Origin of the sequence: Actinomyces sp. oral taxon 448 str. F0400 (genome assembly GCF_000220835.1) — a bacterium.
Taxonomy (GTDB): domain Bacteria; phylum Actinomycetota; class Actinomycetes; order Actinomycetales; family Actinomycetaceae; genus Actinomyces.
The window spans coordinates 2,659,135-2,684,329 of the sequence record NZ_GL985606.1 but is presented as its reverse complement, the minus strand read 5'-3'; the positions used below and the strand labels follow the sequence as shown (position 1 = coordinate 2,684,329).

Genomic DNA, 25,195 nt, shown 5'->3' with positions numbered 1-25,195 from the left:
CGTCCGCGTGCCCTCGATTTGCCTGCGGCTCCATGTGGAGGCGGGGGCTCGCGGTCCTACCGACGTCAGTTTCGATATGGTTAGGCTGACCTCATGAGTGAGAAGCCAGCCTCCGCCGTCCCTCTCCCGTACGCCGACCGTCCGATTGCCACCGCACCCGGCCACTGGGTCCTCGCCCGCGCGGGCAAGCGCGTCCTGCGCCCCGGCGGCGCCGCCCTGACCGTCGACATGCTCGACCACGCCCGGCTCGCCGGCGCCGATGTCGTTGAGCTCGCTCCCGGCCTGGGGCGCACCGCGGCGGAGATCGTCGCCGCCGGCCCAGCCTCCTACACCGCCATTGACCGCGACCCTCGGGCCGCGGCGCGGGTCGCCGCCGTCGTCGGCACCGGCGGCGTCGTCCGCCAGGGCGAGGCCGCTGACACCGGGCTGGGCGACGAGTGCGCCGACGTCGTCGTCGGAGAGGCCATGCTCACCATGCAGGGAGACAAGTCGAAGGCGGCGATCGTCGCCGAGGCCGCCCGCGTGCTGCGACCCGGCGGGCGCTACGCGATCCACGAGCTCGGGGTGGCCTTCGACGACATCGCCGAGGAGGACGACACCCGGCTGCGCCGCGACCTCGCCCGTGCTATTCACGTCAATGCCCGTCCCATGACCGCCGCCGCCTGGCGGGCCCTCATGGAGGACGCCGGGCTGGAGGTGGACTGGGTCAAAACCGCCCCCATGGCCCTGCTCAAGATGAGCCGCAACCTCAAGGACGAGGGCCTGGGAGGCTCGCTGAGAATCCTCTGGAATGTTCTGAGGGACAAGGGTCTGCGCGCCCGGGTGATGGAGATGCGCTCCGTGTTCACCCGCTACGAGAAGGACATGGTGGGCATCGCCGTCGTCGCCCGCAAACCCGAAGCCTGACGCGATCGACGCCGCCGGCTCCGGTGAGGAGCGGGCGGACCGGCGGAATCGAGCAGTGGATTCGGACGGCGGGGTCGGGCTCAGTCGTCGCGGCCCCGGCCGAGCCAACCGGCGCGCAGCACCTCCCGGTTAAGCCGCGCGATCACCTCGATCGGGATGCCCGCCGGACACGCCGGCACGCACTCGCCGTACACCGAGCACGGCCCGAAGAACTCGTCCAGCGTCCGAGCCATGCCGCGCGCCCGCCGCGCCCGCTCGTGGCGGCCGGTCGGCATGAGTGACAGGTGCGCCAGCTTCGCGCCGGCGAACAGCATTGCCGCCCCGTTGGGACACGCCGCCACGCAGGCTCCGCACCCGATGCAGGCGGCGAAGTCCAGCGCCCGCTCCGCCTGCTGGCGAGGCTGGGCGACGTCATCGGCGTCCGGCGCCGTGCCCGCGGCCACGTCCACCGTTCCGCCCGCGCGGATGAGCTCGTCCAGGGCGGTGCGGTCCACCACCAGGTCGCGGATGACGGGGAATGCCGCCGCCCGCCACGGCTCCAGGCGCAGACGGGTCGCCTTCGGGAAGGCGCGCAGATGCTGACGGCAGGCCGGCGTGTTGTCCACCGGCCCGTGCGGGACGCCATTGACCAGGAAGCCGCAGGCCCCGCACACCCCCTCCCGGCAGTCCGACTCGAAGACCACCGGCTCGCCGCCGGCGTCGATGATCTGATCGTTGAGGCGGTCCAGTAACTCGAGCAGGCTCATCTCCGGCTCCGCATCCCCAACGACATGCTCCTCGAAGGCCCCCTGCGCCCGCGGCCCGTTCTGCCGCCAGATCTCCAGCTCGACCCTCATCGGTAATCCCTCACCCGCATCGGCACCAGTGAGAAGCTCAACGGTTCGCACCGGCGCTCGTGCGAGCCGTCGGTCGCCGTCTGCCACGCCGAGACCGAGCACCAGGCGTCGTCATCGCGTTTGGCCTCGCCGGCCGGCGTGGCGTACTCCTCGCGGAAGTGGGCTCCGGCGGACTCGCGTCGGTCCAGGGCGTCGAGAACCATGACTTCCGCCAGTTCCAGGAAGTCCGCCACCCGCAGCGCCCTCTCCAGCTCCTGGTTGAGGCGCGCCTGATCTCCGACGACGCGCACGTCCGCCCAGAACTCCTCACGCAGCGACCGGACCCTGCCCACAGCGCTGCGCAGACCCGCCTCGCTGCGACTGACCCCGCAGCCGGCGTAGAGGATCTCTCCGAGTCTGCGGTGGAACCACACCGGCCGGTGAGTCCCGCCCACCGCGAGCAGCGCCTCGATGCGCCTGCGCGTGTCCGCCACGGCCTCGCGCGCCTGCGGGCAGTCGGCGTCCAGAGGCGTCGTGCCCACAAGGCCCGCCAGGTAGTTCGGCACGGCCAGCGGCAGGACGAACCAGCCGTCGACACTGGCGCTCAGCAGCGAGTTGGCCCCCAGCCGGTTGGCGCCATGGTAATTGTTCGACGCCTCTCCGCCCGCGAACAGGCCCGGCACGGTCGTCATCTGGTCGAAGTCCACCCACAGGCCGCCCATGGTGAAGTGGGCGCCCGGGGCGATGCGCATGGGTACCTCGTAAGGGTCCTCCCCGGTGGCGTCGAGGTACATCGAGAACAGGTTGCCGTAGCGCGAGGCGATGGTGGGCCTGCCGAGTCGCTCCAGCGCGTCGCGGAAGTCGAGGTAGACGGAGTTGCGCAGTGGACCGACGCCGCGGCCCGAGACGATCTGCTCGCGGGCGTTGCGCGAGGCGACGTCGCGGGGCGTGAGGTTGCCGAAAGCCGGATACTTGCGCTCCAGGTAGTAGTCGCGTTCGGCCTCGGGGATGTCATTCGCGGGCCGATCGTCACCCGGGCGCACCGGCACCCAGATACGGCCGTCGTTGCGCAGGGACTCGCTCATGAGCGTGGTCTTAGACTGCCAGCGGGAGCTCACCGGCAGAGCCGTGGGGTGGAACTGGATCATGCAGGCGGATGCGAAGGCGGCGCCGCGGCGGTGGGAGCGCCACGTGGCGGTGGCGTTGGAGGCCATGGCCAGGGTCGAGTAGTGGTAGATGCTGCCGTAGCCGCCGGTGGCGAGTACGACGGCGTGGGCCGTGTGGGCGCTCACCTCCCCGGTGAGCAGGTCCCGGGCGACGATGCCCTGGGCGCGGGAGTCTGCCACGATGAGGTCGAGCATCTCGGTGCGGGGATGCATGCGAACACTGCCGGCGGCGATCTGCTCCTGGAGGGCCTGGGCGCAGGCGATCTCCAGCTGCTGGCCGGTCTGTCCGCGCGTGTAGTAGGTGCGCGAGACCTGGACTCCGCCGAAGGAACGGGTGGCGAGCTGGCCGCCGTACTCGCGCGCGAAGGGCGCCCCGATGGCCTCCATGTGGTCGATGACCCGCCCCGATTCCATGCCCAGCCGCACGACGTCGGCCTCGCGGCCCCTGTAGTCGCCGCCCTTGATCGTGTCCGTCACGAAGCGGGTCAGGCAGTCGCCGTCGACGACGCGGGCCCGGGCGGCGTTGATACCGCCCTGCGCGGCCACCGAGTGGGCGCGGCGCGGGGCGTCGTGCAGGCTGAAGCACTCCACCCGGTAGCCCAGGCGGCCGAGGGTCGCGGCGGCTCCTGAACCCGCCAGACCCGTGCCGACGACGATGACCGTCAGGGCGCGCCGGTTGGCGGGGCTGACCAGGCGGTACTCGCTGCGCCGCCGGTCCCATGCCTCGATGGGCGGGCCTTCGGGCAGGCGGGGGTCCAGATCATCGCCGACCGTGTAGAGGTCGTCGACGGGGGCGAGAGGTCGCCCCCCGAGCGGGCCGGTCGGGCTCATGAGATCACCCCTGCTAAGACGAGCAGCGGCAGGGCGCCGTTGCCCAGCACGATGGCGAGGGCGACGGCGAGCGAGAGGACGAGCCAGATGCGGCGCAACCGGGCGCCCGTGCCGCCCAGATCGATGACGACGTTCCACAGGCCCTGCGCCAGGTGCAGGCCGATGGCGAGCATGACGAGGCTGTAGAAGATCGCCATGCTCGGGCGCGACAGGCTCGCCACGAGGTTCTCGTAGGCGCTCACGTGCGGGGCGCCCGCCTCATGGGAGGGGGCGGTGTAGCTCGCGGAGGCGACCGCGCGGCCGATGGTCAGGTCGAGGACGTGGATGATGATGAAAACGCCGATGAGCCCGCCCGTGAGGATCATCGACCGCGCGGCCGAGGTGCGCGGCGGCAGGCCGCGGCGTCGGAAGTCGCCGCGCGCGACCCGGCCGCGGCGCCACAGGTCGACACCGGCGGCGATGTGCAGCACGAGGCACGCCGCCAGGACGGCCCGCATGATCCATAGCAGGCCTTCATGAGGCAGAAGGGGGTAGAGCACGCTCCGCAGCCAGGCGGCGTAGGAGTTGTAGGCCTCCGGGCCCATGAAGGCCTTGAGATTGCCGACCATGTGGACGGCGACGAAAGCCGCCATGACGGTGCCGGTGACCGCCATGGTCGTCTTGAGCGCGGTGAAGGAGAGGCGACGGCCTCGAACGGGGCGGGGCGGCGGTGCGTCGCCCCGGGCGGGCGGAACACCGACGACGGCAGGGGCGGGGGCCTGAGCGGTTGCGACCATCGGATCCCTCCCGGCGCCTCGACGCTGCACATGCACAGTACTAAGGTAATGAGCATCACAGCGACGGCATGGGGGAACGGCTGGCGGTCCCACACTGCGGGCCGGTCCGTCTCACACGGGCGGTCGGGGCGCGCCCACGTCAGCCGTCGAGTGCCCAGCGGTTCACTGGTTGGCGTGCAGGGCGCTGTTGAGCTCGATGCCCTTGCCGCCGCGCGAGAGCGCCTCCACGGCGCCCGACTGCGAGTTGCGGCGGAACAGCACGTTCGAAGCGCCCGCCAGCTCGCGGGCCGAAACCACGCGAGGCTCCTTGAACAGACCGTGGCTGCCCGGCACGACACCGCCCGAGGGCAGCATCGCCAGCTTGGTGCCGGCCGTCAGGTACAGGCCCGCCTCGACGACGCAGTCGTCGCCCAGCGGGATGCCCAGACCCGAGTTGGCCCCCAGCAGGCAGCGCTCGCCCAGCGCCACGCGCTGACGGCCGCCCCCCGAGAGCATCCCCATCGTCGAGGCGCCGCCGCCGACGTCGGAGCCGTCGCCGATGACCACGCCCTGGGAGATGCGGCCCTCGACCATCGAGCGCCCCAGCGTGCCCGCGTTGTAGTTGACGAAGCCCGAGTGCATGATCGTCGTCCCCTCGGACAGGTACGCGCCCAGACGGACGTGCGCGGCGTTGCCGATGCGCACGCCCGGGGGAAGTACGTAGTCGGTCATGCGGGGGAACTTGTCGACCGAGTGGACCTGGACCGGGCGGCCGAGCGCGGCGCGCAGCCGGGTGTGGGCGGCCTCGAAGTCCTCGGCGGCGCAGGGGCCGGCGGAGGTCCACACGACATTGGGCAGGCGGGAGAAAATGCCGTCCAGATTGATCGTGTTGGGCCGGGCCAGGCGGTGGGACAGGACGTGCAGACGCAGGTAGGCGCCGGCCACGGTCTGCGGGGCGTCGTCCAGATCGGCCCAGGTGCGCACCACGGTGGTGTGAACGCCGCGCGCGGCGTCCTTGCGCTCCATGGCCGACAGGGTGGCGAGCAGGGCGGCATCGCCGTCGGCGGGCTCATCACCCAGAATCGGCTTCGGATACCAGACATCGAGGGTGTTGCCGTCGTCGGTCACGGTCGCCAGGCCGAGACCCCATGCGCTGCGAGTCGTCATGGACGACACGATACGGGACCGGGGTCCTGCATGCGCACTATCGCCCGCCATCCGGTCGTCCCGGCTCGCCGTGACGCGGCCGGGCCCGGTCGCGGCACGGCGGACCCGATCCATTCCATCCGGCCCGCTCCGGTCGTGCGAGAATCACGACCATGGCGCGTACGACGATCCACCTCATGAGGCACGGCGAGGTCCACAACCCCGAGGGCGTTCTGTACGGGCGTCTACCCGGATACCACCTGTCGAGCCTGGGGCGGCAGATGGCGGAGCAGGTCGCCGATGTGCTCTCCGCCTCCGGCCACGACATCGCCGCCGTCATCACCTCCCCGCTGGAACGCGCCCGCGAATCCGGCGCGCCGACCGCCACCGCCTTCGGTCTGACGCCGAGGACCGATGCGCGCCTGATCGAGGCCGGCAACCACTTCGAGGGCATCCCCGTCAACCGCAACCGGTGGGTTCTGGCCCATCCCGAGCACTGGCGCTACTACCTCAACCCTTTGCGGCCGAGCTGGGGCGAGCCCTACACCGAGCTCGTCGAGCGCGTGAGCGGTGCCGTGCGCGACGCGATTGAGCCGGTCGAGGGGCGCGAGGCGCTGCTCGTCTCCCACCAGCTGCCCGTGTGGGCCACGCGCCTGTGGCTGGAGGGCCGTCCCCTGGTCCACGACCCCCGCCACCGACAGTGCTCGCTGGCGTCGCTGACCTCGCTGACTTTCGACGACCGCACGCTCGTCGGACTGTCGTACTGGGAGCCCGCCGGCGATCTTCTGCGCCGTGCCGAGGACATGGTTCCCGGAACCTCCGCGGCGGCCGAGGCCACGGGGCGGGTCACCGGGCTCGCACCGGTCGACGGGGCGTCGGCCCCGGCCGGCTCGACCGGTGCCGTCGACCCGGCCGGGACGGGTGATGGCCCGGCCGATCCGAGCGGGACGGCGGCGTGACTCTTCGGCCCGTGCCGGAGGCGAGGGGGGCCCACGGCGAGCCGGCCGGCCGCGCCCACGGCGAACTCGTCCCCGTGACCTCAGCGGCGTCCGCCGGCCTGACGGCCGCCGGCGGGGCACGGCCCGCGCCGCGGCGGGCGTGGACGGGACAGGATTTCGTGTGGTGGAACACCGCCGCGGTCCTCACGGCGTTGCGTACCGGGCGGCGCCCCAATCCGGTGTCGCCCGTCGTCGATCCGGTGCGCCGTGCCCTGGCCGCCGACGAGGTCATGCTCGCCACCTGCGATGCCGAGCTGCTCGTCTGGCGCCGCGGGGACGCCGTCTACAACCCGTCGCGCGGGTTCTTCCTGGCCGGCGGCGCAGCCGGTCTGGCGCTGACTGTCGCCTTCTTCGGCGGGCGGGCCTACCTCGACTCGCGGCGCAGGAGGGCGGCCGAGGCCGACTCCGTCGAGCGGTGGCGTCACCTGGCCGACGCTCGGCTGACCGTGTCCACCGACGGGATCTACCTGGGAACGGGGGAGGGCGTCATGCCGATCGCCTTCCGCGACGTCCAGGAGGCCCGGCTCACCGGCACCGGCGAGATCGTCATGGCCGCCTCCAACGCCAACGGGTCCGCGCGGTGGAAGCTGCGCGCCCAGTGGTCCGAGCTCGTCCTCGTGCTGTGGGCGGGTCGGTACATGCCCGAGCATCCCCAGATCGTCGGGCGCACGTGGCTGCCCGGCGATTGGCTCATCCATGCCGCCGCCCACGGCTACGACGTCGACACCTCCGCCTGGCCGCGCCTCACCCCGCGCGCGCTGAGGTGAGACGGGCCGACGCGCGGAACCACCCCGCACGCGTACTAGCCTGCACATATGAGGCGAACGGCTGAGGACGCGGCCAGGACCCGCGTCGCGCTGCTGGAGGCGGCGCTGGAGTCCTTCGAGGAGAAGGGGTGGCGGGGGGCGACGTTCGAGCACGTCGCGCGGCGCGCGGGCGTGACGCGAGGCGCGGTGCACCATCATTTCCGCGACAAGCGGGCGCTGCTCCTCGAGGCGCTCGAGTGGGGCTGGGCCGACTATGGACAGCGCCTCTTCGCCGGGACCGATAGTACCGGCGGTGACGGGGACGCCGGCTGTGAGCCCGAGACCCGTTCGGGCGATGCGGTTGCGACGCTGGTATCCCGATTCGTACGGCTGCTGACCGGCGATGCACGGTTCCGCGCCTTGGCCTCGACGACAGTGCTGGTCGCCCCGCAGGCGTTCGAAGGAAGCGGGAAGGGAGCCGCGCTCGACGATTGGCACGAGCGGATCGAGGGGATCGTCGCAGCTTCCGGCTGGAGCGCGTCCCGTCTGACCCCGGGGGAGACCGCCGGACTCGTCCTCGTGCTACTGCAGGGGTTCACCGTGACAGCGGCGCTCCGCCCCCATGATCTTCCGCAGTCCGACAAGCTCGACTCCACGATCACGGTGCTGGTGAGGGGACTGCTCGGCTCTTGAGAGGGCGGGCCGCGGCTACCTGTCCGCAGTCCCCGGCGGCTGCTCCCATCGCGTCGGATCGGGATGATGACGACCCGTCCGGCGGGCCGGTCGCGTCGTCCGTTCCGCGATCACGCCTCCTCCTCGGGGAAATCGGAAGCGCCGTTGGCAGTGCCGTCCGCGCTCCCGGTGCGGCCCGGACTCCCCCCGTCCTCCTTGTCCCCGTTGCCCCCGTGGTGGCGCCTGCGCCGGATGTCCTGCTCCAGACCGCGCAGGAATTCCGGGTCGTCGTCGGGGGCGGCGGGCCGCGAGCGTTCGGGCCGGTGGAGGCTTATGCCGTCCTTGGAGGACCACACGGTCGGCTCGACCGCGCCGCCGCGCTCCTCGGCGGCCTTGACCCGGCTGACGATGATCCACGCGATCGAGCCGATCGGCGCGATGAGGACGATGAGTGTGATCCACAAGAACTTCGGCATGCGAGCGGGCATCGACTCTTCCGACGTACGGGCGCAGTCGAGCAGGGAGTAGATCGTCAGGGCCAGGACGAGGACCATGAGAACGGCGCGCATGACGCCACCCTAGATGATTGCTTCCAGAGGGAGGGTGTGGTGTGGCGGATGGGACGGACGAGGATTTCTGGGGGTCGATGTGCGACCCTGCCGTCGTGAACGCGCCCGTACCTCCCGTGCCCGCTCCGCGCCTTGTCGTCGGCGGGACCCGTGCCCGTGATGTCGGCCTCCTGCGCCGTGCGCTCGCCGAGGTCCTGGGCGCCTCGCTCGCCGCCCGTCCCGATGGGGGCGCTGGCTCCTCGCGGCGAGCGGCGGGACCGAAGGATCGGGAGGCGGCGGGATCGGCGGAGGCCGCGATCGTCGAGCGCTCGACGACGTCCGCGCCGGCGGACGCGCCGCTCGAGCGGTCGCTGCTCGTGCCGATCGGCCCGGATGAGGACCCCGCCGTTGTGCGCGCCGACCTGGTGGGGCGCCTCGACGACGTCTCCGAGCGGACCGACCTCATCCTGCGCACGTCGGGCTCGACCACCGGCACCGGCAGTCTGGTCGCCATGAGCGCCTCCGCCCTGGCCGCGTCGGCGCGTGCCGCGCACTCCCGGCTGGGCGGCCCTGGAACCTGGGTGCTGACGTTGCCGGCCCACCACGTCGCCGGCCTCCAGGTACTCGTGCGCTCCCTCCTCGCCGGCACGCGGCCCGTGGTCGTCGACACCGCCGGCGGTTTCAAACCCGGGGCGCTGACCTCCGGCCTCGAACGGGCTCTGGCGAGTGCCGCCGGTGGGCCCGTCTACGTCCCGCTCGTGCCGACTCAGCTGCTGCGCGTGCTGGATGAGCCTCCCGCTGCGGCGGTCCTGGCGCGGGCGAGCGCCGTCCTCGTCGGCGGGGCCGCCACCGACCCGCGGATGCTGGCCCGCGCCAGGACCGCGGGCATACGGGTCGTCACGACCTACGGCATGAGTGAGACCGCAGGCGGGTGCGTCTACGACGGCGTCCCTCTGAAGGGGGTGAGTGTGCGCATCGAGGGGGCGGATGACGACGGGGCCGGGCGGATCGTGCTGGCCGGCCCCGTCCTCGCCGAGGGCTACGCCGGGGTGTCCGCTGCGGGGGCGCCGACCGGGACCGCAGCGCCGACCGCGGGCTTCCGCGCCCGCCCCCGCGAGCTGGCCACCGCCGACCGCGGACGGCTGGAGACGCTGCCCGACGGTTCGAGCAGACTCGTCGTGCTCGGGCGCCTCGACGACGTCATCGTCACCGGCGGGCTCAAGGTCGACCCCCATGAGGTCGAGCGGGTGCTGGCTGCCCTGCCGGGAGTGGCCGCAGTGTGCGTCGTCGGCGTCCCGGACGAGACGTGGGGGAACGCCGTCGTCGCGGCGGTCGTGCCTCGGGCGGGCGACCGCCTTGATGCGGAGGGGGTCAGGGCGCTGGCCAGGGCGCGTCTGGACGGCGTTCGCGCGCCCAAGCGGGTCCTGGTCGTGGACGCCCTGCCGCTGCGCGGACCGGGTAAGGTCGACCGGCGTTCAGTGGCCGCTCTGCTCGCGCGCGCCTGAAGGGCCGGACTGCGCCGTCTCCGGGCCGCGCGAGGCCGAACGCCCGTCGGGCCTCGATGTCGCAGCACGCGATAGGGTCGGTCCCGCTCCGACCGAGGAACCCCGACTGAGGAGGACCCCCGTGATCCCCGATCCCGCCGCGACCGTCCGGCCCCGCGCCACCAGCTGGGCGGAGGTCGTGCGCTTGCGCACCCTGCCGGCGGCCGTGGCCCCGGTGATCCTCGGCGGTGGGGCGGCCGCGGCCCTCGGCGCCCTCTCCGTCCCGCGCACCCTGCTGGCCGCCGGGGTGGCGCTCGCCCTTCAGATCGGCTGCAACCTCGCCAACGACTACTCCGACGGCGTGCGCGGTACCGACGACGACCGCACCGGCCCACCGCGCCTGACCGCCTCGGGGCGGGTCGCGCCGCGCACCGTCAAACTGTCCGCCTTCGGCTGCTTCGGGGTCGGCGGGCTCCTCGGACTCGTTCTCCTGTCTCTCAGCGGCCAGTGGTGGATGCTGGTGCCGGGCGTCGCGGCGGTGGCGGCCGCCTGGTTCTACACCGGCGGCTCCCACCCCTACGGTTACGCGGGGCTCGGCGAGATCTTCGTCTTCATCTTCTTCGGCCTCATGGCCACGGTCGGCACCCTCTACGTCCAGGGCGGGCTCGTGCCCGGGTGGGTGTGGGTGTCTGCCTGCGGGATCGGCCTCATCGCCTGCTCCCTACTCATGGTCAACAACCTGCGGGACATCGGCACCGACCCCGCGGCGGGCAAGCGCACGCTCGCGGTGCGGCTGGGAGCCGGGCGGGCGCGCACCGCCTTCACCGCGCTGGTCGAACTGCCGGTGCTCCTGGCCGGGGTGACGCTCGGCTGGGCGCACTGCGCCGACGGACCGGCGGGCCGTGGCGCGCCGGCGGCAGCCGTCCTGCTCGGGACGCTCATCATCCTGTCGGCGATGGCATGGCGCGCGACCCGCACCGTCGTGGCCGGTGCCGTCGGGCGCGGCCTCATTCCGGCGCTGCGCGATGCCGGTCTGTACGAGCTCGTCTACGGCGTTGTCGTGGCGGCGGCGCTCGTGCTCGTCGTGCGGCAGCGGTGACAGGGCCTCGTCACTGAGGTCGACATTCTTCTCCGAGGTTGACGGTGGCGCCGTCAACCTCAGCTCGACATGTCGATCTCGGCGGAGGGTTCGTGCGTGATACGGCCCCGCAGGTCGTGGCGCACGATCTCGATGGACCACATCCACACGATATGGCCGAAGAATTCGGAGAAATGCTCCGACCACGTCTGCGCGCCGGCCAGCCATGGGAACGGGCTGGGCGCCCAGCCGAGTATCGGCATGACGATCACATGCGCTCCGATGTACACCAGCGTTCCGAAGACGGCGCCCTGCCACATCGTGATGCGCGGGACGTACTCCGCCGCGATGCAGTAGACGAGGCCGAAGACGATCGCGAAGCTGAAATGCACGGCGAAGGACATGATCGGCAGCTGGTTGTTGTTGAAGCTCACCATCGCGTGCGACGTCTCGTGGGACATGCCGAACCATTCCAGCATCGCCTGGGGCGGGTTCGTCTCCGAACGGATTCCCGGTGTGCGGGGCGGGAAGGGGACCTCCCAGCCGAATTTCACGATCGCGGAGAACGCCCCGCCGATGAGCCCCACGAGTGCGGCGATTCCGGGACGACGACGGGCGGGGTCGGTGCTGGCGAGCAGCGAGGCGATCCAGGCGGGCACGGGAACCTCCGGAGCAGTGTCGGTGAGGGGGCCGGCGGCGGGCCGACCGACGAGCGGCCGGTCGGCGCTGACGGGCGGCGAGAGCGTCCGTGAGAATGAGCTCGCGGACGCGCCACGATGGCATGGCGTCGTCGTGGTGTCCAGACGCTCACCGGCGACTCGCCGATGAGGAGTCCGGATCGATATGCGAGCGGGGAGGAGGCGGCGGCCGTCAGAAGTATCAGAAGTAGTAGGGGAAGGACGACCAGTCGGGATCGCGACGTTGAAGGAAGGCGTCGCGGCCCTCGACGGCCTCGTCGGTCATGTAGGCCAGGCGGGTGGCCTCCCCGGCGAAGACCTGCTGGCCGGCCAGGCCGTCGTCGGCGAGGTTGAAGGCGAGCTTGAGCATGCGGATCGCCTGCGGGGACTTGCTCGCCACGGTGGCGGCGTACTCCAGGGCCCGCTCCTCCAGCTCGGCGTGGGGGACGGCCTCGTTGACCACGCCCCAGCGCTCGGCGGTGAGCGCGTCGTAGGTGCGGGCGAGGAAGAAGATCTCGCGGGCGCGCTTGTCACCGACCTGGCGGGCCAGCAGGGTCGAGCCGTAGCCTGCGTCGAAGGAGCCGACGTTCGCGTCGGTCTGCTTGAAACGGGCGTGCTCGATGCTGGCCAGGGACAGGTCGGCGACGACGTTGAGAGAGTGCCCGCCGCCGGCCGCCCAGCCGCATACGGCGGCGATGACGACCTTGGGCATGGTGCGGATGAGGCGCTGGACCTCCAGGATGTGCAGGCGTCCGGCGCGGGCGGCGTCGATGCGCGAGCGGCGCGCGGCGACTTCGGCGTCGTGGGGGTCTGAGCCGGGTGCGGTCTCGGCTTCCTGCGAGGATGCGGAGGAGGGGGTCTCCTCGCGCTCGTAGCGGTAGCCGTCGCGGCCGCGGATGCGCTGGTCGCCGCCCGAGGAGAAGGCCCAGCCGCCGTCCTCGGGGGAGGGGCCGTTGCCGGTGAGGATGACGGCGCCGACGTCGCCGCTCATGCGGGCGTGGTCGAGAGCGCGGTAGAGCTCGTCGACGGTGCGGGGGCGGAAGGCGTTGCGCAGCTCGGGGCGGTCGATGCCGATGCGCACGACCGGCAGATCGTGCAGCCAGGCGCCGTCGTCGCCGCGGACGCAGCCGCGATGGTAGGTGACATCGGTCAGGACGAGTCCGTCGGGTCCGCCGCCCGCTTCGGGGGCACGGTGCCGGGCATGGCCGAAACCCTCGACCTCGCGCCAGCGGGAGGGGTCGAAGATCTCGGAGACGCGAGCGGGCAGAGGGCGGTCGGCGGGGGAGGACGGGCTCATGGGGCCAGGGTAGGAGGAGGGGGGGGAGGCGAGTGCGAGCGGGAGGCTCGACGAGCAGGACGTTCTCAGCGCGGGCGTTCCCCGCCGAGGGCGGCGGGCCGCCGGGTCGATCGAGATACTAGACTAGAGGGTGTTGTTGAGGGCGGGGGCTGCGGCTATGAGGAGCATGAGGGGCATCAACCGGGTCGTCAATGGGACGAGGTACGGGCGGCACGCCTACTGCGTCCTGCTGTCCGGCCTCGCGGTGGGGATCGATGCGCTGTTCCGTCCCGGGATTCCGTGGCCCGCGTGGGCGGGTGCGTTTGTTCTCTTCCTGCTGGAGGCGGAGGGGCTGCTCGTGCTGGTCGGCGGTCGTCGCCGCAGCGGGCGGGAGGCGACCGACGCCGCTGGGTGCGCCGAGTCGTTTCGGATGCTCGCCGTGGTCGGCGCTACGGCGGCCGTCCTGATTCTTGCGTGGGGTGCGCTCGCTGTCGCCCGATGAGCGGTCCTATCGGCCGCAGATCGGTATCGAGCGTCTCGGGGCGGGACCGCGTCGGGCCCTGAGTACCGGCCGACTACCCTGACCCCATGACGCCGACGACGCAGACAACCGAGACCGGGACGGCGGGCGCCGGCCCGGCCGTCGATCGCCCCTTCGTCCCCGCCGAGGACGGCGGGGGCCGCGTCGACTCCGAGACCGGGCGGCTGCACGAGGTCATTGTTCACCGTCCGGGGCGCGAGATCGCCCGCATCACCCCCATCAACGCGGACTCCCTGCTGTTCGACGACGCCCTCAATATCTCCCGAGCCCAGGCCGAGCACGACGCCTTCACCGAGATCCTGCGCGACGAGGGCGTCATCGTCCACGACTTCCGCGAGCTGCTCGCCGAGACCCTCGCCGTCCCCCGGGCCCGCGCCCTCGTCCTGACCGAGACCGTCGGGCCCGAGGCGGTGGGCGTATCCACCTCCGAGGTCCTCACCGACTACCTTCAGGGCCTTCCCGACACCGACCTCGCCGAGGTCATGCTCGCCGGCATCACCCGCTCCGAGTTGCGTGAGCGCCTCGACCCGGCCGACGCCGCCACCCTGTTCGACACCACGTTCCTGTCCACCCTGGAGGGGCAATTCGTCATCACCCCGCTGCCCAACCACGTGTTCACCCGGGACACCTCCGCCTGGCTCTACGGCGGCGTGAGCGTCAACACGATGGCCCTGGCGCCGCGACGGCGCGAAGCCGTTAACTACGAGGCCGTCTACCGCTTCCACCCCGCTTTCGCCGGCCGCGGCAGGCTGTGGACCGAGGCCCACGGCGCCTCACCGGCCACCGTCGAGGGCGGCGACTTCCAGATCTTGGGCAACCGTGCTCTGGTGATGGGGCTGTCGCATCGGTCAACGGCCGCCGGCGTCGAGCGGCTGGCCACCCGTTTGTTCGACGACGGCGCCGCCGACCGCGTCATCGGCGTCCACATGCCCGACCGCGCCTTTTACACCGAGCTCGATGCCGTCATGCACCTGGACACTCTCATGACGATGGTGACCCCCGACACCTACCTGCGCTTCAGCGGGTTCAACGACGTGACGACCGTTGAGATCGAGCCGGGCGCTAGCGGCAAGGCGCTGCACGTGACCGTCCACGACGGCTCCGAGATGGATTCCGTGCTCGCCCGCGCCGCCGGCATCGACTCCTTCCGGGTCATCAGCCCGGACATGTCCGACGAGGCCGAGGCGCTGCGCGAGCTGTCTCGCGACTCGTGCAACGTGGTGGCCCTGTCCCCGGGACGCGTCATCGGCTACGCCCACAATCAGGCCGCCAACGACGTCCTGCGCCGCGCCGGCGTCGAGGTCATCGAGACCCCCGGGGTCGAGCTGGTGCGCGGCCGCGGCGGCTCCCACTGCATGACCTGCCCCGTCACTCGCGGTTCCGTATAGCCCCGGCAGCAGTACAACCGGGATCGAGAGACAGTAGAATGTGATGATTTATACATTCTGATGCCTCTCGGGGTCGCGGTTGCAGATGTTGCGAGATTTCGTTATGGGACGTCGTGAACGACTCCGCGTCCCGCGGAGGAGGGACGTGCAGTATCCTGTGTCATAGCAACGATTGCGCAGCCCCTCATGGGCGACCCCGAGGGCTCGGCCGAACCCGGTGCCGGCACTCGGACGACATCTGTGATCGTCGTCACTTGAAATCTGCTGTCAAGAGCGCGTCGACAGTAATGCACGCCGATGTGACGCGCTTGCAGTTGACCGTCTACGTGCACTGCATACATAATCGGACTCGTCTCGCGGTCGTGCTGAACGTCATCCACGTCAACCCAACTCGATAAAACAACTCGATACAGGCAGCAGAAGCAGCAGATTCAACACGTCAACGAGCACTCCGCCGCCCTGGTAGTCCTGTCCATGCAAGTGTAGGAAGAAGCCACCGATCCCGACACCTGGCCGTCCAGAGGGCGCCCGGAGCAAATATTGATTTTCTTGCCTCCGGCCCCATGGCTCGAGCCCCGGATGTCGGGTCTCGAGGAGAGTTGTGAAAGTAATCGAGGCGAACAACGTTTACAAGATATTCGGTCGGCGTCCGGTTCCCGGAGTAAGGAGACTCCAGGCGGGGCAGTCGCGTGACGACCTCAGGAGGGATGGGCTGACCGCTGCCGTCATCGACGCATCCTTCGATGTCGACGAGGGCGAGATCTTCGTGGTCATGGGGCTGTCCGGCTCCGGCAAGTCAACGCTGATCCGGATGGTGAACGGGCTCCTCCCGATCACGTCCGGGGACATGACCATCTACAATGAGACCCTGGCCAGCACCTCCAAGAAGAAACTGCGCGATATTCGCCGCAAACGAGTATCCATGGTCTTCCAGAACTTCGCTCTTCTTCCTCACCGGACGGTGGGGGAGAACGCCGCTTACGGCCTGGAGATTCAGGGCATCAATCGCTCCGAACGCCAGCGCCGGGCTGAGGAGGCTCTGGCGATGGTCGGGCTCGAGGGCTGGGGGGACTACAAGCCCGGCGAGCTCTCCGGCGGGATGCGTCAACGAGTGGGTCTGGCGCGGGCCCTGGCCGCCCAGACCGACGTCCTGCTCATGGACGAGGCCTTCTCCGCGCTCGATCCGCTCATCCGCCGCGAGATGCAGGACCAGCTCATTGACCTGCAGGGCAAGCTCGGAAAGACGATCCTGTTCATCACGCACGACCTCAACGAGGCCATGCGCCTGGGGGACAGGATCGCGATGATGCGCGACGGGCGGATCGAGCAGATCGGCACGGCCGAGGAGATCCTCCGCGATCCCGCCTCGAACTACGTCGCACGATTCGTCGCGGACGTCGACCGCACCCGCGTGCTGACCGCCGGGTCGATCGCCGAACCGCCCTACGCGGTTCTCGGCTCGGACCGCAGCCCCCACGCGGCCCACAAGCTCCTGCGGGAGAACCAGCCCTCGTGGCTCCTCGTGCAGAATCGCGACCGCACTCCCGCCGGATTCGTCTGGGAGGACGACGTCGCCCGCGCCGTGACCGAGGGCGCCCGCAGCCTCCCGCTGTCCACCGTCCACGGCATGCCCGTCGTCCAGGAGTCGACCCCGATCAGCGAACTGTTCGACGACTCCGCCCATCACGCCGCCCCCATCGTCGTCGTCGACGACGACGGCCGGATCTCCGGCGTCATCCCGCGCGTCACCCTGCTCGCCGCGATCAGTGATCACAGCGGGAGCGGGGACGAGGACGGCGGCCAGGGCGAGGAGTCCTCGGCCGCCGAGGGCGAGAGCGGGCGGATCGACGGGATCGAGCAGACCGAGCAGCAGACCACCGAGGTCGAAGGAGTCGACGCCCGATGATGTCAGCACAGACCCCCATTCCCAGGATCCCCGTGGGCTCGTGGGCCGAGTTCATTATCAGATGGATTCAGAACAATCTGGCCGGCTTCCTCGACGCCATCGCCGATGCCGGGAATCAGATCAACGAGGCCCTCACGAACATTCTCCTGGTCGCCTCGCCGTTGGTCATGGTGGTAATCTTCGTGCTCATCGCCTGGGTGGTGAAGTCATGGAAGCTGGCTGTCGGCACCGCCATCACCTTCCTCCTCATCATCTCGATGGAGCAGTGGGAGAACGCGATGGAGACGCTGGCCCTTGTCATCGTCGCCACCTTGACCGCCCTCATCATCGCCATTCCTCTGGGGATCTGGGCGGCCCGGAACAAATACGTCAGCGCGCTCGTCCGCCCGATTCTCGATCTCATGCAGACCATGCCGGCCTTCGTCTACCTCATCCCGGCGGTGCTGTTCTTCTCGATCGGCGCCGTCCCCGGTCTGTTCGCCACGCTCATCTTCTCCATGCCCCCCGGGGTGCGGATGACCGAGCTGGGAATCAAGCAGGTCGACAAGGAGACCGTTGAGGCGGGTCGCTCCTTCGGAGCCACCGACTGGGAGATTCTCAAGGGGATCCAGCTCCCCCTGGCCATTCCCACGATCATGGCCGGAGTCAACCAGGTCATCATGCTGGCCCTGTCCATGGCCGTCATCGCGGGAATGGTCGGCGCCGAGGGACTGGGTCAGGAGGTCGTCTCGGCGCTCGCGAAGATCAATATCTCCAAGGGTTCGGAGGCCGGCCTGTCGATCGTCTTCCTCGCGATCTTCCTCGACCGCGTCACATCGGCACTCGGCGCGCCGAGGGAGAAGGGGTCCCTGCCCTCCCTCATCGACGAGATCAGGCGGAGATATCGTAAGTGGCGCCACTCCCGCGCCCTCCTCAAGAAGAAGCGCGCCCTCCTCAAGAAGGGCGGCGCGAGGCCGGCTCATGGGAATCAGTGACCGAGACACACGTACACACGAAAGGACTATCATGCAGACCTCCCGGCGCGCATTCAATGCGGCTCTCGCCTCCCTCGCAGTAGGAGGAGCCCTCGCCGCCTGCAAGGGCTCGAAGGGGAAGAAGATCACCCTCGGGTTCATCTCCTCCTGGACCGACGGCGTGTGCATGACTCACTTCACTAAAGTTCAGCTCGAGAAGAACGGGTACTCAACCGAGCTCAAGGACATCAGCGAACCCAGCGTCCTCTACACGGGGCTGCAACAGAGCAATATCGATCTCTACGCGTCCGCGTGGCCCGAGGTCACCCACAAGCAGTACATGGACCAGTACGGCGACTCCATCGAGGACTTGGGGTCCTACTACGGGGGGGCGCACTTGACCTGGTCCGTCCCCTCCTACTCCACCATGCACTCGATCTCCGACCTCCCGGATCACGCCGACGAGCTCGATCACACGATCACCGGGATCGAGGAGGGCGCCGGTATCACCCAGATCTCCAATGAGACTGTCCGGCCCGCTTACGGGCTGGACGACTGGAAGGTCCAGACTTCCTCGACTGAGGCCATGATCACTGAGCTCGAGAAGGCGATCAATGCGCAGAAGGAGATCGTCGTCACTCTCTGGCACCCGTTCTGGGCCTACAACAAGTACGACGTGCGCGACCTGGAGGACCCGTTGAACGCGTTCGGCAGTGGCGAGGGGCTCCACTTCCTGGCGCGCAAGGGCTTCAAGGACGACTACCCCGAGATCGCGGACTGGCTCGGGTCCCTCAAGCTGGACGAGACCCAGTACGGCGACCTCGAGAGCCTCGTCACCAACTACGGCGAGGGCAAGGAGGACGACGCCGCCACTGAATGGTCCGACAACCACCCCGAGTTCGACTTCAAGAAGTCCTGACCTGACCGCCTCCGCCCTTCCGCAGTCGAGTCATGGTCGAGGGCGGCGTCGGCTCGGCCGTGCTGCGGCCCCGTCGACTCGAGCAGCATTCGAGCCAACGGGGCCGCAGCATGTGGCGGTACAGCAGTGCATTCGCCATACCACACGATCCCCCGTTCCCCTCCCCGTATCCCACCCATCGCGCCGAGAAAGGACCCGCATGACCACCTTCACCCTTCCCGCCCCCGACGCCGCCGTCCTGGCGGAACTCAAGGGCCGTAGTCTCCTGCGCGAGCTCGACTTCAGCCCCGATCAGTGGATGGCCCTCATCGAGTTGGCCGCCCAGCTCAAGGCGGACAAGAGGGCCGGTCGTGAAACCCAGCGTCTGACGGGCAGGAACATCGCCCTCATCTTCGAGAAGACCTCCACCCGCACCCGCTGCTCCTTCGAGGTCGGCGCGCACGACCAGGGCGCTCACGTCACCTACCTCGACCCGACCGGATCCCAGATCGGCCACAAGGAGTCCATCGCCGACACCGCTCGCGTGCTCGGCCGCATGTTCGACGGTCTGGAGTACCGCGGCGACTCCCAGGCCAAGGTCACCACCCTCGCCGAGCTGGCCGGCATCCCGGTGTGGAACGGCCTGACCGACGACTGGCACCCCACCCAGATGCTGTGCGACTGCCTGACCATGATCGAGTACGCCGGCCGGCCCGCCGACGAGATCTCCTACGCCTACGTCGGCGACGCCCGTTTCAACACCGGCCGCTCCCTGCTCGTCAACGGCGCTCTCATCGGCGCCGACACGCGCATCGTGGCGCCCCGGGCCCTGTGGCCCGACGATCAGTGCGTCGCGGAGGCCCGCCGGGTGGCCGCGACCACCGGCGCCCGCATCACTCTCACCGATTCCCTCGACGAGGGCGTGGCCGGCGTCGACTTCGTCCACACCGACATCTGGGTCTCCATGGGCGAGCCCAAGGACGTCTGGGGCGAGCGCATCGCTCTTCTGCGCGACTACCGGGTGGATGCCGACCTCATGGCCAGGGCCGCGCCCGATGCGAAGTTCATGCACTGCCTTCCCGCCTTCCACGACCGCAACACGGCCGTCGGCGAGGAGATCTACCGGGCCACCGGCATGGACGGCCTGGAGGTCACCGACGACGTCTTCGAGAGCCCCGCCTCCATCGTCTTCGACCAGGCGGAGAACCGCGTGCACACCATCAAGGCCGTTATGGTCGCCACCCTGGGGGAGTAGGAGGGCCTCGGGAGCGGGCCGGCACGTCCCGACCCCGTCCGCTGCCCGCCGCGCCCGACGCGGCGGTTCAACCCCGGTTCCCTGTCCGCTGGCGCCCCGCTCGCGCCACTCGGCGCCCGCTCGCGGCGCGTGGCGGACGCATCGCGACGCCCGCTGGCTATCCTGGCGATGTGCCCGCAGATGATTCGCTCGCCGATGCGCCGACCGACGTCCCGCGCCGCGCGCGCGGCGAGATCGACCTGCGCGCCCTGCGGGCCCAGGACCCCGGCGGACTGCTCGACGCCGTTGACCGCGCCGTCGTGTGGAGCATTACGATGGCGACTCGCTTCCGCGGCATCGGGCACCGCGACGGCGTCCTGCTCCACGGGCCCGCGGGATGGGGCGAAGTCGCCCCCTTCTGGGACCACGGCTCCGAGGCCTGCGCCACCTGGCTCGCCTCCGCCCTCGAGTCGGCACTCACCGGCATCGCCGACCTGCCCCGGAGGCGGACCAGCATTCCCGTCAACGTCACGATCCCCGAAGTCGACCCGGTGACGGCCCGCGACCTCGTCGCGCGCTCCGGGGCCGGCACCGCCAAGGTGAAGATCGCGGGTGCGGGCCGTCGCGGGGACGGCGCCGACGCCACCAGCGGTCTGGCCGCCGACCTCCAGCGGCTCGAGGCCGTCCGCGAGGCCATCGGGCCCCGCGGACGGATCCGCGTCGACGTCAACGGGGCCTGGGACCTGACCACCGCCACCACCATCCTGCCCCTTATCGACAAGGCCGCCGGCGGCCTGGAGTACGCCGAGCAGCCCTGCCCCGGCGTCGACGACCTCGCTGCCCTGCGCCGCGCCGTCGACGTGCCCATCGCCGCCGATGAGTCCATTCGCCTGTCGGCCGACCCCCTGGCCGTCGCCCGCAGCGACGCGGCCGACGTCGCCGTCCTCAAGGTCGCCCCGCTCGGCGGAGCGCGCCGCGCCTTCGCCCTGGCCGAGCGCCTGGCCATGCCCGTCGTCGTCTCCTCGGCCCTCGACACCTCGGTGGGCATGAGCGCCGGAGTCGCGCTCGCGGCTGCGCTGCCAGGACCGGCAGGCGCCTGCGGACTCGGGACGGTCAGTCTGCTGGAGCGCGACGTCGCCGCCCCCTCCCTCGTCCCCGGCGGCGGCACGCTCGCCGTCAGGCCCGTCCACGTCTCCCGCAGGCTCCTGGCCGCCGTCGTCGCCGACGACGAGCTGACTGCCCGCTGGCAGGTGCGGCTGGGGCATATTCTGAACGCCCTGCGCACTCGGCGCGAGCGCGAGCGTGATGACCCCTCCTCCGCGGTCGCGGGGCTCCCCCTGTGAGCGGGGCGGTCGCCGGGCCGGGGGTCGAACCCGACTCGGGCAGGCTCGGCGCGTGCGGATCAATGGGCCCGGGCGGCCCGCCCGTGGAGCAGCCGCCCGCGATCCGGATGGCCCGCGCCGTCATCGACGCCCTCCACCGTGTCGGTGTCCACGGCTATGTCCTCGCCCCCGGCTCCCGCTCGGCCCCCTTCATCCCCGTCATCGCGGCCGCTGAGGAGCGCCGGCAGCTCCTGACGCGCGTCGCCGTGGACGAGCGCAGCGCCGGTTTCATGGCGCTGGGCGCCAACCGTGCCCTGGACCACTGGGGACGCGGAGGCCTGACCGCTGTTCTCACCACGTCCGGGACGGCCGTTGCCAACCTGCACCCGGCCGTTCTGGAGGCCGATGCCGCCGGCATCCCTCTCATCGTCGTCACCGCCGACCGGCCCCATGAGCTCGTCGGCACCGGGGCCAACCAGACCGCTGAGCAGACGCGTCTGTTCGACGGCGTCCTGCGCGCCGTCGTCGACCTGCCGGCCGACCTCACCGGCGATCTCGGTCTCGCGGCCGCCGAATCGGCCATCGCCGGCCAGGTGCGCCGCGCCCTCCTCGCCGCCTGCGGCGAGATGACGAGGGACCCCGGGCCGGTGCAGCTCAATGTACGCTTCCGTCCGCCGTTGGCACCTGCGATCGGGCCCGACGGGGCCGTTCCCGACGAAGCCCTCGCCCTGAGCCCGCCTCCCGGCCCGCGCCGGCCGGTCCGCGCGATCCGCATCCATGAGCCGGGTGGGATCGTCCACGGCTCCGACCGGCCCGTCGACCCCGTCCGCGGCGTTGTCGTCGCCGGCGATCAGCATGACCGCACCATCGCCCTGCGCCTGCGCCGGCTCGCCGAGCAGCTCGACTGGCCCCTGCTGGCCGAGCCCACCTCCATGATGCGCGGCGGCACCCAGGCGCTCACCCGCTACGCCGAGTTGCTGGCCACCCCCGCGGGCCGGGCGCTCGCCGACCGGGTCGAGCGTGTCATCGTCGCCGGGCACCCCACCCTCTCGCGCTCCATCGCCGCCCTGCTCGCGCGCCGCGACATCCCCATCGACGTCGTCGCCTCCACCGCCCGCATCACCGACGTCGCCGGGACGGTCCGCGCCATCGTCTCCGACCCGCCCGGAGGCGGACCGCTGCGCGCGAGCGGTCTTGGAGACCTGGCCGCCGCCCTCGACGCCGGCCCCGCCCCGAGCGGCTGGATGCGCTGCTGGCGCGACGCCGTCGCGGCGCTGCCCGAGCTAGAGCCTCTTGGCGAGGAGCTGACCGCCGACGCCGTCGCCCTGTCCGTCTACGACTCCTGCGTGCCCGATCCACCCGAGGACCCTGCGTGCGGCGGCCGGCGCCGGTTCGCTCCCATGGACCCCCGGCCGCGCCTGGTGGCGGCGCCCGACCCGTGTCCTCGCCTCGTGCTCGGCTCGTCCCTGACGATCCGCCGCCTCGATCGGCTCGCCCGACCGACCGTCGCCGAGGCGCCGAGAGTTTTCGCCAACCGCGGTCTGGCCGGCATCGACGGCACGCTCGCCACCGCCGTCGGCATGGCCACCGGCCGACCCGCGCCCGGCCGGCCGGACACCGGCCCCGCCACGCAGTGCTCGGGGCGGGCGGTGCGAGCACTCATCGGCGACCTCACGTTCCTGCACGACGCCATGAGCCTGAATCGGGGCCGGTGCGAGAGTGAGCCGGACCTGCAGGTGATCGTTGTTGACGACGCCGGCGGGGCGATCTTCTCGACTCTGGAATACTCCGCCGTCACCCCTGCAAGAATCTTCGACAGGTTCTTCACCGCTCCGCAACGCGCCGATGTGCCCGCTCTCGCCCGAGCGCTGGGAGCACGCGTCCATCAGCCGACGACCCTGAGTGAATTGCGTCATGTGCTGACTCGGCCGGTGCGCGGGCTCAGCGTCGTGCACACGCGCGTGGCCGGCCGGGGCGGGGGATGATGACGCTCGTGATGTCCCCGCGGATTCGTGCGCGGAATCGGTCCGGCGGGACCGAAGACCTGTGGGCGGCCGGGAAGCCGGAGCCGGGGTCCGGCGGCCGAATGGTGAGGATGACCGCTGGCATCGTCGCCGGGGGCCGCGCACAATGGGCCCGGAGTTCACAGGCAAATCCCAGAGGAGGGTCGGTCGTGGCCCAGACCAGCCATGTTGGGTGAGAGCCGTTTGACTGAAGGGGCCACGGCCCGAGGAGGAACCAATGAGCATCTACGACGAGCAGTCCGGTACCACGCCCCCGCGGTCCGATGACGGCCCGCAGGCGCGGCGCGATGCGGAGGGTACCGCACGCTTCGCGGCCTCCTCGGGCGGATCGACGCAGCAGGGTCCGGCCGGCTCGACTGATTCGCCGTACGGTGGGGGCACGGGCGGGACGCCCTACACGTCGCCGACGGCGGGGTCGGCTCCCGGGGCGCCCTACACCTCTGCGCCGCAGACACCGCTCGGCTACAACTTCGCGCGATCCTCGTCCGCGCCCGGCTCGGGGTACTCCGACGACCCCGTGAGCGGCTTCGGAGCCGGTGACCGACCGCCCTACGCCGCGGCGTCGGCCTCCGCGGAGGGCGACGGACACGGCGGGCGTCATCGCGGGCCGGGGTGGGGCGGGGTCATCGTCACCTCCGTGGTGGTGACGCTGCTGGCCTGCGCAGGCACGGCCGCCGGCATGCACTACCTCGACCACGGCACCGCCACCACGGCCTCGTCGGGGGCTCCGACGTCCATCGCCACGGGCGCGACCACGCAAACCGTGTCCTCCAACGGAACCACTCCTGATTGGGAGGCCGTCACGACGGCCGTCTCCAACGCCGTCGTGGCCATCACCGTGGAGCAGAACCAGACCACGTCGCTCGGATCGGGAGTCATCTACGATTCCTCCGGCCATATCGTCACCAATAACCACGTCGTGAGCGGGGCGAGCCGCATTCAGGTCACTTTGGCCGACGGCCGCATCTACGAGGCGAACCTGACCGGTACTGACGAGGCCACGGATCTGGCCGTCATCGCGATCGACAATCCGCCGGCGGACCTGACGGTGGCTCAGCTCGGAGACTCCGGCACGCTCGCCACGGGCCAGGACGTCATGGCCATTGGGAACCCGCTGGGGCTGTCGTCGACCGTGACCACCGGCATCGTCTCGGCCCTCGACCGACCCGTCGTCACCACGCAGGAGGAGAACGATGACTCCTCGGGCTCCGGAGGCTCCGGGATTCCCGGCGGCGGACTGGGCGGCCTGTTCGGGCAGCAGAACGGGCAGAACGGCAGTCAGGCCTCGCGGATCGTCACCAACGCCATTCAGATCGACGCCGCGATCAACCCCGGGAACTCCGGCGGCCCGCTGTTCGATGAGACCGGCAAGGTCATCGGCATCACCAGCTCGATCGCTTCGACGAGTCGCTCGTCCTCATCGTCGGAGAATTCCGGCTCGATCGGCATCGGTTTCGCGATCCCGTCGAACCTGGCTCAGAAGGTGGCCGACCAGCTCATTTCGACGGGGACGGCGACACACGCCTACCTGGGAGTCAGCATCGAGGACGGTGGCGGCACCGCTGGGGGCGTCACCCGTGCCGGCGCTCAGATCAATTCGGTCGAAACGGACTCACCCGCGCAGAAGGCCGGACTGAAGGAGGGCGACGTCATCACCGCCATCGATGGCAAGATGACGAGCCAGGCCGCCGCGCTCACCGGTTTCGTGCGACAGTACTCGGCCAACGATCAGGTGACTTTGACGGTCATTCGCGACGACCAGGAGCTTGAGGTGCCGGTGACCCTCTCCGAGCGCAAGGACTCCTGAGGACTCTGACGGCCCCGCTGGCCG

General features: G+C 70.7%; 22 protein-coding genes. 15 read left to right on the top strand and 7 right to left on the bottom strand.

Annotated elements, in window-relative coordinates:
• Nucleotides 1-93 precede the first annotated feature (93 nt).
• Nucleotides 94-906 (top strand): class I SAM-dependent methyltransferase, encoded by an 813-nt coding sequence (locus HMPREF9062_RS11335; protein WP_009750289.1) that lies wholly within the window; start codon nucleotides 94-96, stop codon nucleotides 904-906.
• 80 nt (nucleotides 907-986) lie between these two features.
• Here HMPREF9062_RS11335 and HMPREF9062_RS11330 read toward each other — a convergent pair whose 3' ends face one another.
• The 4 genes from HMPREF9062_RS11330 to dapD all read right to left on the bottom strand — a co-directional run bounded on the left by HMPREF9062_RS11330 (nucleotide 987) and on the right by dapD (nucleotide 5,640).
• Nucleotides 987-1,742 (bottom strand): succinate dehydrogenase/fumarate reductase iron-sulfur subunit, encoded by a 756-nt coding sequence (locus HMPREF9062_RS11330; protein ID WP_009750288.1) that lies wholly within the window; start codon nucleotides 1,740-1,742, stop codon nucleotides 987-989.
• Entirely contained in the window at nucleotides 1,739-3,718 is a 1,980-nt protein-coding gene (locus HMPREF9062_RS11325) for a fumarate reductase/succinate dehydrogenase flavoprotein subunit (protein ID WP_009750287.1), read from the bottom strand. The genes HMPREF9062_RS11330 and HMPREF9062_RS11325 overlap by 4 nt, the downstream gene beginning before the upstream one ends.
• Nucleotides 3,715-4,494 carry a succinate dehydrogenase cytochrome b subunit gene (locus HMPREF9062_RS13290; RefSeq protein ID WP_009750286.1) on the bottom strand — a complete coding sequence of 260 codons (780 nt, stop codon included), beginning with the start codon at nucleotides 4,492-4,494 and terminating at the stop codon, nucleotides 3,715-3,717. The genes HMPREF9062_RS11325 and HMPREF9062_RS13290 overlap by 4 nt, the downstream gene beginning before the upstream one ends.
• Before the next feature lie 162 nt (nucleotides 4,495-4,656).
• On the bottom strand, nucleotides 4,657-5,640 hold the full coding sequence (gene dapD, locus HMPREF9062_RS11315) for a 2,3,4,5-tetrahydropyridine-2,6-dicarboxylate N-succinyltransferase (protein ID WP_034254253.1): 984 nt from the start codon (nucleotides 5,638-5,640) through the stop codon (nucleotides 4,657-4,659).
• A 152-nt stretch (nucleotides 5,641-5,792) separates the two neighbouring features.
• On the opposite strand from dapD, the gene HMPREF9062_RS11310 reads away from it, so the two are divergent.
• From HMPREF9062_RS11310 to HMPREF9062_RS11300, 3 genes are read left to right on the top strand one after another with little or no spacing between them, the layout of a single operon-like run.
• On the top strand, nucleotides 5,793-6,578 hold the full coding sequence (locus HMPREF9062_RS11310; RefSeq protein ID WP_009750284.1) for a histidine phosphatase family protein: 786 nt from the start codon (nucleotides 5,793-5,795) through the stop codon (nucleotides 6,576-6,578).
• A gap of 11 nt (nucleotides 6,579-6,589) precedes the next feature.
• The gene (locus HMPREF9062_RS11305; protein ID WP_253270713.1) at nucleotides 6,590-7,384 is read left to right on the top strand and encodes a hypothetical protein; all 795 of its coding nucleotides are present in this window, start codon (nucleotides 6,590-6,592) and stop codon (nucleotides 7,382-7,384) included.
• Nucleotides 7,385-7,432: 48 nt separating this feature from the next.
• Nucleotides 7,433-8,056 carry a TetR/AcrR family transcriptional regulator gene (locus HMPREF9062_RS11300; protein ID WP_009750282.1) on the top strand — a complete coding sequence of 208 codons (624 nt, stop codon included), beginning with the start codon at nucleotides 7,433-7,435 and terminating at the stop codon, nucleotides 8,054-8,056.
• 110 nt (nucleotides 8,057-8,166) lie between these two features.
• On the opposite strand, the gene HMPREF9062_RS11295 is transcribed toward HMPREF9062_RS11300, so the two are convergent.
• The gene (locus tag HMPREF9062_RS11295; RefSeq protein WP_009750281.1) at nucleotides 8,167-8,604 is read right to left on the bottom strand and encodes a PLD nuclease N-terminal domain-containing protein; all 438 of its coding nucleotides are present in this window, start codon (nucleotides 8,602-8,604) and stop codon (nucleotides 8,167-8,169) included.
• A 95-nt stretch (nucleotides 8,605-8,699) separates the two neighbouring features.
• On the opposite strand from HMPREF9062_RS11295, the gene HMPREF9062_RS11290 reads away from it, so the two are divergent.
• Nucleotides 8,700-10,088 (top strand): AMP-binding enzyme, encoded by a 1,389-nt coding sequence (locus HMPREF9062_RS11290; RefSeq protein WP_253270712.1) that lies wholly within the window; start codon nucleotides 8,700-8,702, stop codon nucleotides 10,086-10,088.
• Between the two features lie 121 nt (nucleotides 10,089-10,209).
• Nucleotides 10,210-11,166, top strand: a complete 957-nt coding sequence (locus HMPREF9062_RS11285; RefSeq protein WP_009750279.1) for a 1,4-dihydroxy-2-naphthoate polyprenyltransferase — start codon at nucleotides 10,210-10,212, stop codon at nucleotides 11,164-11,166.
• 59 nt (nucleotides 11,167-11,225) lie between these two features.
• Here HMPREF9062_RS11285 and HMPREF9062_RS11280 read toward each other — a convergent pair whose 3' ends face one another.
• Nucleotides 11,226-11,804 (bottom strand): YagU family protein, encoded by a 579-nt coding sequence (locus HMPREF9062_RS11280; protein WP_009750278.1) that lies wholly within the window; start codon nucleotides 11,802-11,804, stop codon nucleotides 11,226-11,228.
• A 220-nt stretch (nucleotides 11,805-12,024) separates the two neighbouring features.
• Entirely contained in the window at nucleotides 12,025-13,119 is a 1,095-nt protein-coding gene (locus HMPREF9062_RS11275) for a 1,4-dihydroxy-2-naphthoyl-CoA synthase (protein ID WP_009750277.1), read from the bottom strand.
• A 166-nt stretch (nucleotides 13,120-13,285) separates the two neighbouring features.
• On the opposite strand from HMPREF9062_RS11275, the gene HMPREF9062_RS11270 reads away from it, so the two are divergent.
• From HMPREF9062_RS11270 to HMPREF9062_RS11230, 9 genes are all read left to right on the top strand, one after another.
• Entirely contained in the window at nucleotides 13,286-13,600 is a 315-nt protein-coding gene (locus HMPREF9062_RS11270) for a hypothetical protein (protein WP_034254251.1), read from the top strand.
• A gap of 86 nt (nucleotides 13,601-13,686) precedes the next feature.
• Nucleotides 13,687-15,027, top strand: a complete 1,341-nt coding sequence (locus tag HMPREF9062_RS11265) for an arginine deiminase (protein ID WP_009750275.1) — start codon at nucleotides 13,687-13,689, stop codon at nucleotides 15,025-15,027.
• Between the two features lie 601 nt (nucleotides 15,028-15,628).
• Nucleotides 15,629-16,933 (top strand): quaternary amine ABC transporter ATP-binding protein, encoded by a 1,305-nt coding sequence (locus HMPREF9062_RS11260; protein WP_009750273.1) that lies wholly within the window; start codon nucleotides 15,629-15,631, stop codon nucleotides 16,931-16,933.
• The gene (locus tag HMPREF9062_RS11255) at nucleotides 16,930-17,907 is read left to right on the top strand and encodes an ABC transporter permease (protein ID WP_009750272.1); all 978 of its coding nucleotides are present in this window, start codon (nucleotides 16,930-16,932) and stop codon (nucleotides 17,905-17,907) included. The genes HMPREF9062_RS11260 and HMPREF9062_RS11255 overlap by 4 nt, the downstream gene beginning before the upstream one ends.
• Nucleotides 17,908-17,938: 31 nt before the next feature.
• On the top strand, nucleotides 17,939-18,805 hold the full coding sequence (locus HMPREF9062_RS11250; protein WP_009750271.1) for a glycine betaine ABC transporter substrate-binding protein: 867 nt from the start codon (nucleotides 17,939-17,941) through the stop codon (nucleotides 18,803-18,805).
• 199 nt (nucleotides 18,806-19,004) lie between these two features.
• On the top strand, nucleotides 19,005-20,039 hold the full coding sequence (gene argF / locus HMPREF9062_RS11245; protein WP_009750270.1) for an ornithine carbamoyltransferase: 1,035 nt from the start codon (nucleotides 19,005-19,007) through the stop codon (nucleotides 20,037-20,039).
• A 170-nt stretch (nucleotides 20,040-20,209) separates the two neighbouring features.
• The gene (locus tag HMPREF9062_RS11240) at nucleotides 20,210-21,361 is read left to right on the top strand and encodes an o-succinylbenzoate synthase (protein WP_009750269.1); all 1,152 of its coding nucleotides are present in this window, start codon (nucleotides 20,210-20,212) and stop codon (nucleotides 21,359-21,361) included.
• Nucleotides 21,362-21,444: 83 nt separating this feature from the next.
• Nucleotides 21,445-23,325: a thiamine pyrophosphate-binding protein gene (locus HMPREF9062_RS11235; RefSeq protein WP_253270711.1), complete on the top strand. Its 1,881-nt coding sequence runs from the start codon at nucleotides 21,445-21,447 to the stop codon at nucleotides 23,323-23,325.
• Between the two features lie 256 nt (nucleotides 23,326-23,581).
• Nucleotides 23,582-25,171 (top strand): S1C family serine protease, encoded by a 1,590-nt coding sequence (locus tag HMPREF9062_RS11230; RefSeq protein ID WP_009750267.1) that lies wholly within the window; start codon nucleotides 23,582-23,584, stop codon nucleotides 25,169-25,171.
• Nucleotides 25,172-25,195: the final 24 nt, after the last annotated feature.

Bases quoted from the DNA above. Each gene is read 5' to 3' on its own strand.
- HMPREF9062_RS11335 (WP_009750289.1), top strand. From the start codon at position 94: ATGAGTGAGAAGCCAGCCTCCGCCGTCCCTCTCCCGTACGCCGACCGT.
- HMPREF9062_RS11330 (WP_009750288.1), bottom strand. From the start codon at position 1,742: ATGAGGGTCGAGCTGGAGATCTGGCGGCAGAACGGGCCGCGGGCGCAG.
- HMPREF9062_RS11325 (WP_009750287.1), bottom strand. From the start codon at position 3,718: ATGAGCCCGACCGGCCCGCTCGGGGGGCGACCTCTCGCCCCCGTCGAC.
- HMPREF9062_RS13290 (WP_009750286.1), bottom strand. From the start codon at position 4,494: ATGGTCGCAACCGCTCAGGCCCCCGCCCCTGCCGTCGTCGGTGTTCCG.
- dapD (WP_034254253.1), bottom strand. From the start codon at position 5,640: ATGACGACTCGCAGCGCATGGGGTCTCGGCCTGGCGACCGTGACCGAC.
- HMPREF9062_RS11310 (WP_009750284.1), top strand. From the start codon at position 5,793: ATGGCGCGTACGACGATCCACCTCATGAGGCACGGCGAGGTCCACAAC.
- HMPREF9062_RS11300 (WP_009750282.1), top strand. From the start codon at position 7,433: ATGAGGCGAACGGCTGAGGACGCGGCCAGGACCCGCGTCGCGCTGCTG.
- HMPREF9062_RS11295 (WP_009750281.1), bottom strand. From the start codon at position 8,604: ATGCGCGCCGTTCTCATGGTCCTCGTCCTGGCCCTGACGATCTACTCC.
- HMPREF9062_RS11275 (WP_009750277.1), bottom strand. From the start codon at position 13,119: ATGAGCCCGTCCTCCCCCGCCGACCGCCCTCTGCCCGCTCGCGTCTCC.
- HMPREF9062_RS11270 (WP_034254251.1), top strand. From the start codon at position 13,286: ATGAGGGGCATCAACCGGGTCGTCAATGGGACGAGGTACGGGCGGCAC.
- HMPREF9062_RS11265 (WP_009750275.1), top strand. From the start codon at position 13,687: ATGACGCCGACGACGCAGACAACCGAGACCGGGACGGCGGGCGCCGGC.
- HMPREF9062_RS11255 (WP_009750272.1), top strand. From the start codon at position 16,930: ATGATGTCAGCACAGACCCCCATTCCCAGGATCCCCGTGGGCTCGTGG.
- HMPREF9062_RS11250 (WP_009750271.1), top strand. From the start codon at position 17,939: ATGCAGACCTCCCGGCGCGCATTCAATGCGGCTCTCGCCTCCCTCGCA.
- argF (WP_009750270.1), top strand. From the start codon at position 19,005: ATGACCACCTTCACCCTTCCCGCCCCCGACGCCGCCGTCCTGGCGGAA.
- HMPREF9062_RS11230 (WP_009750267.1), top strand. From the start codon at position 23,582: ATGAGCATCTACGACGAGCAGTCCGGTACCACGCCCCCGCGGTCCGAT.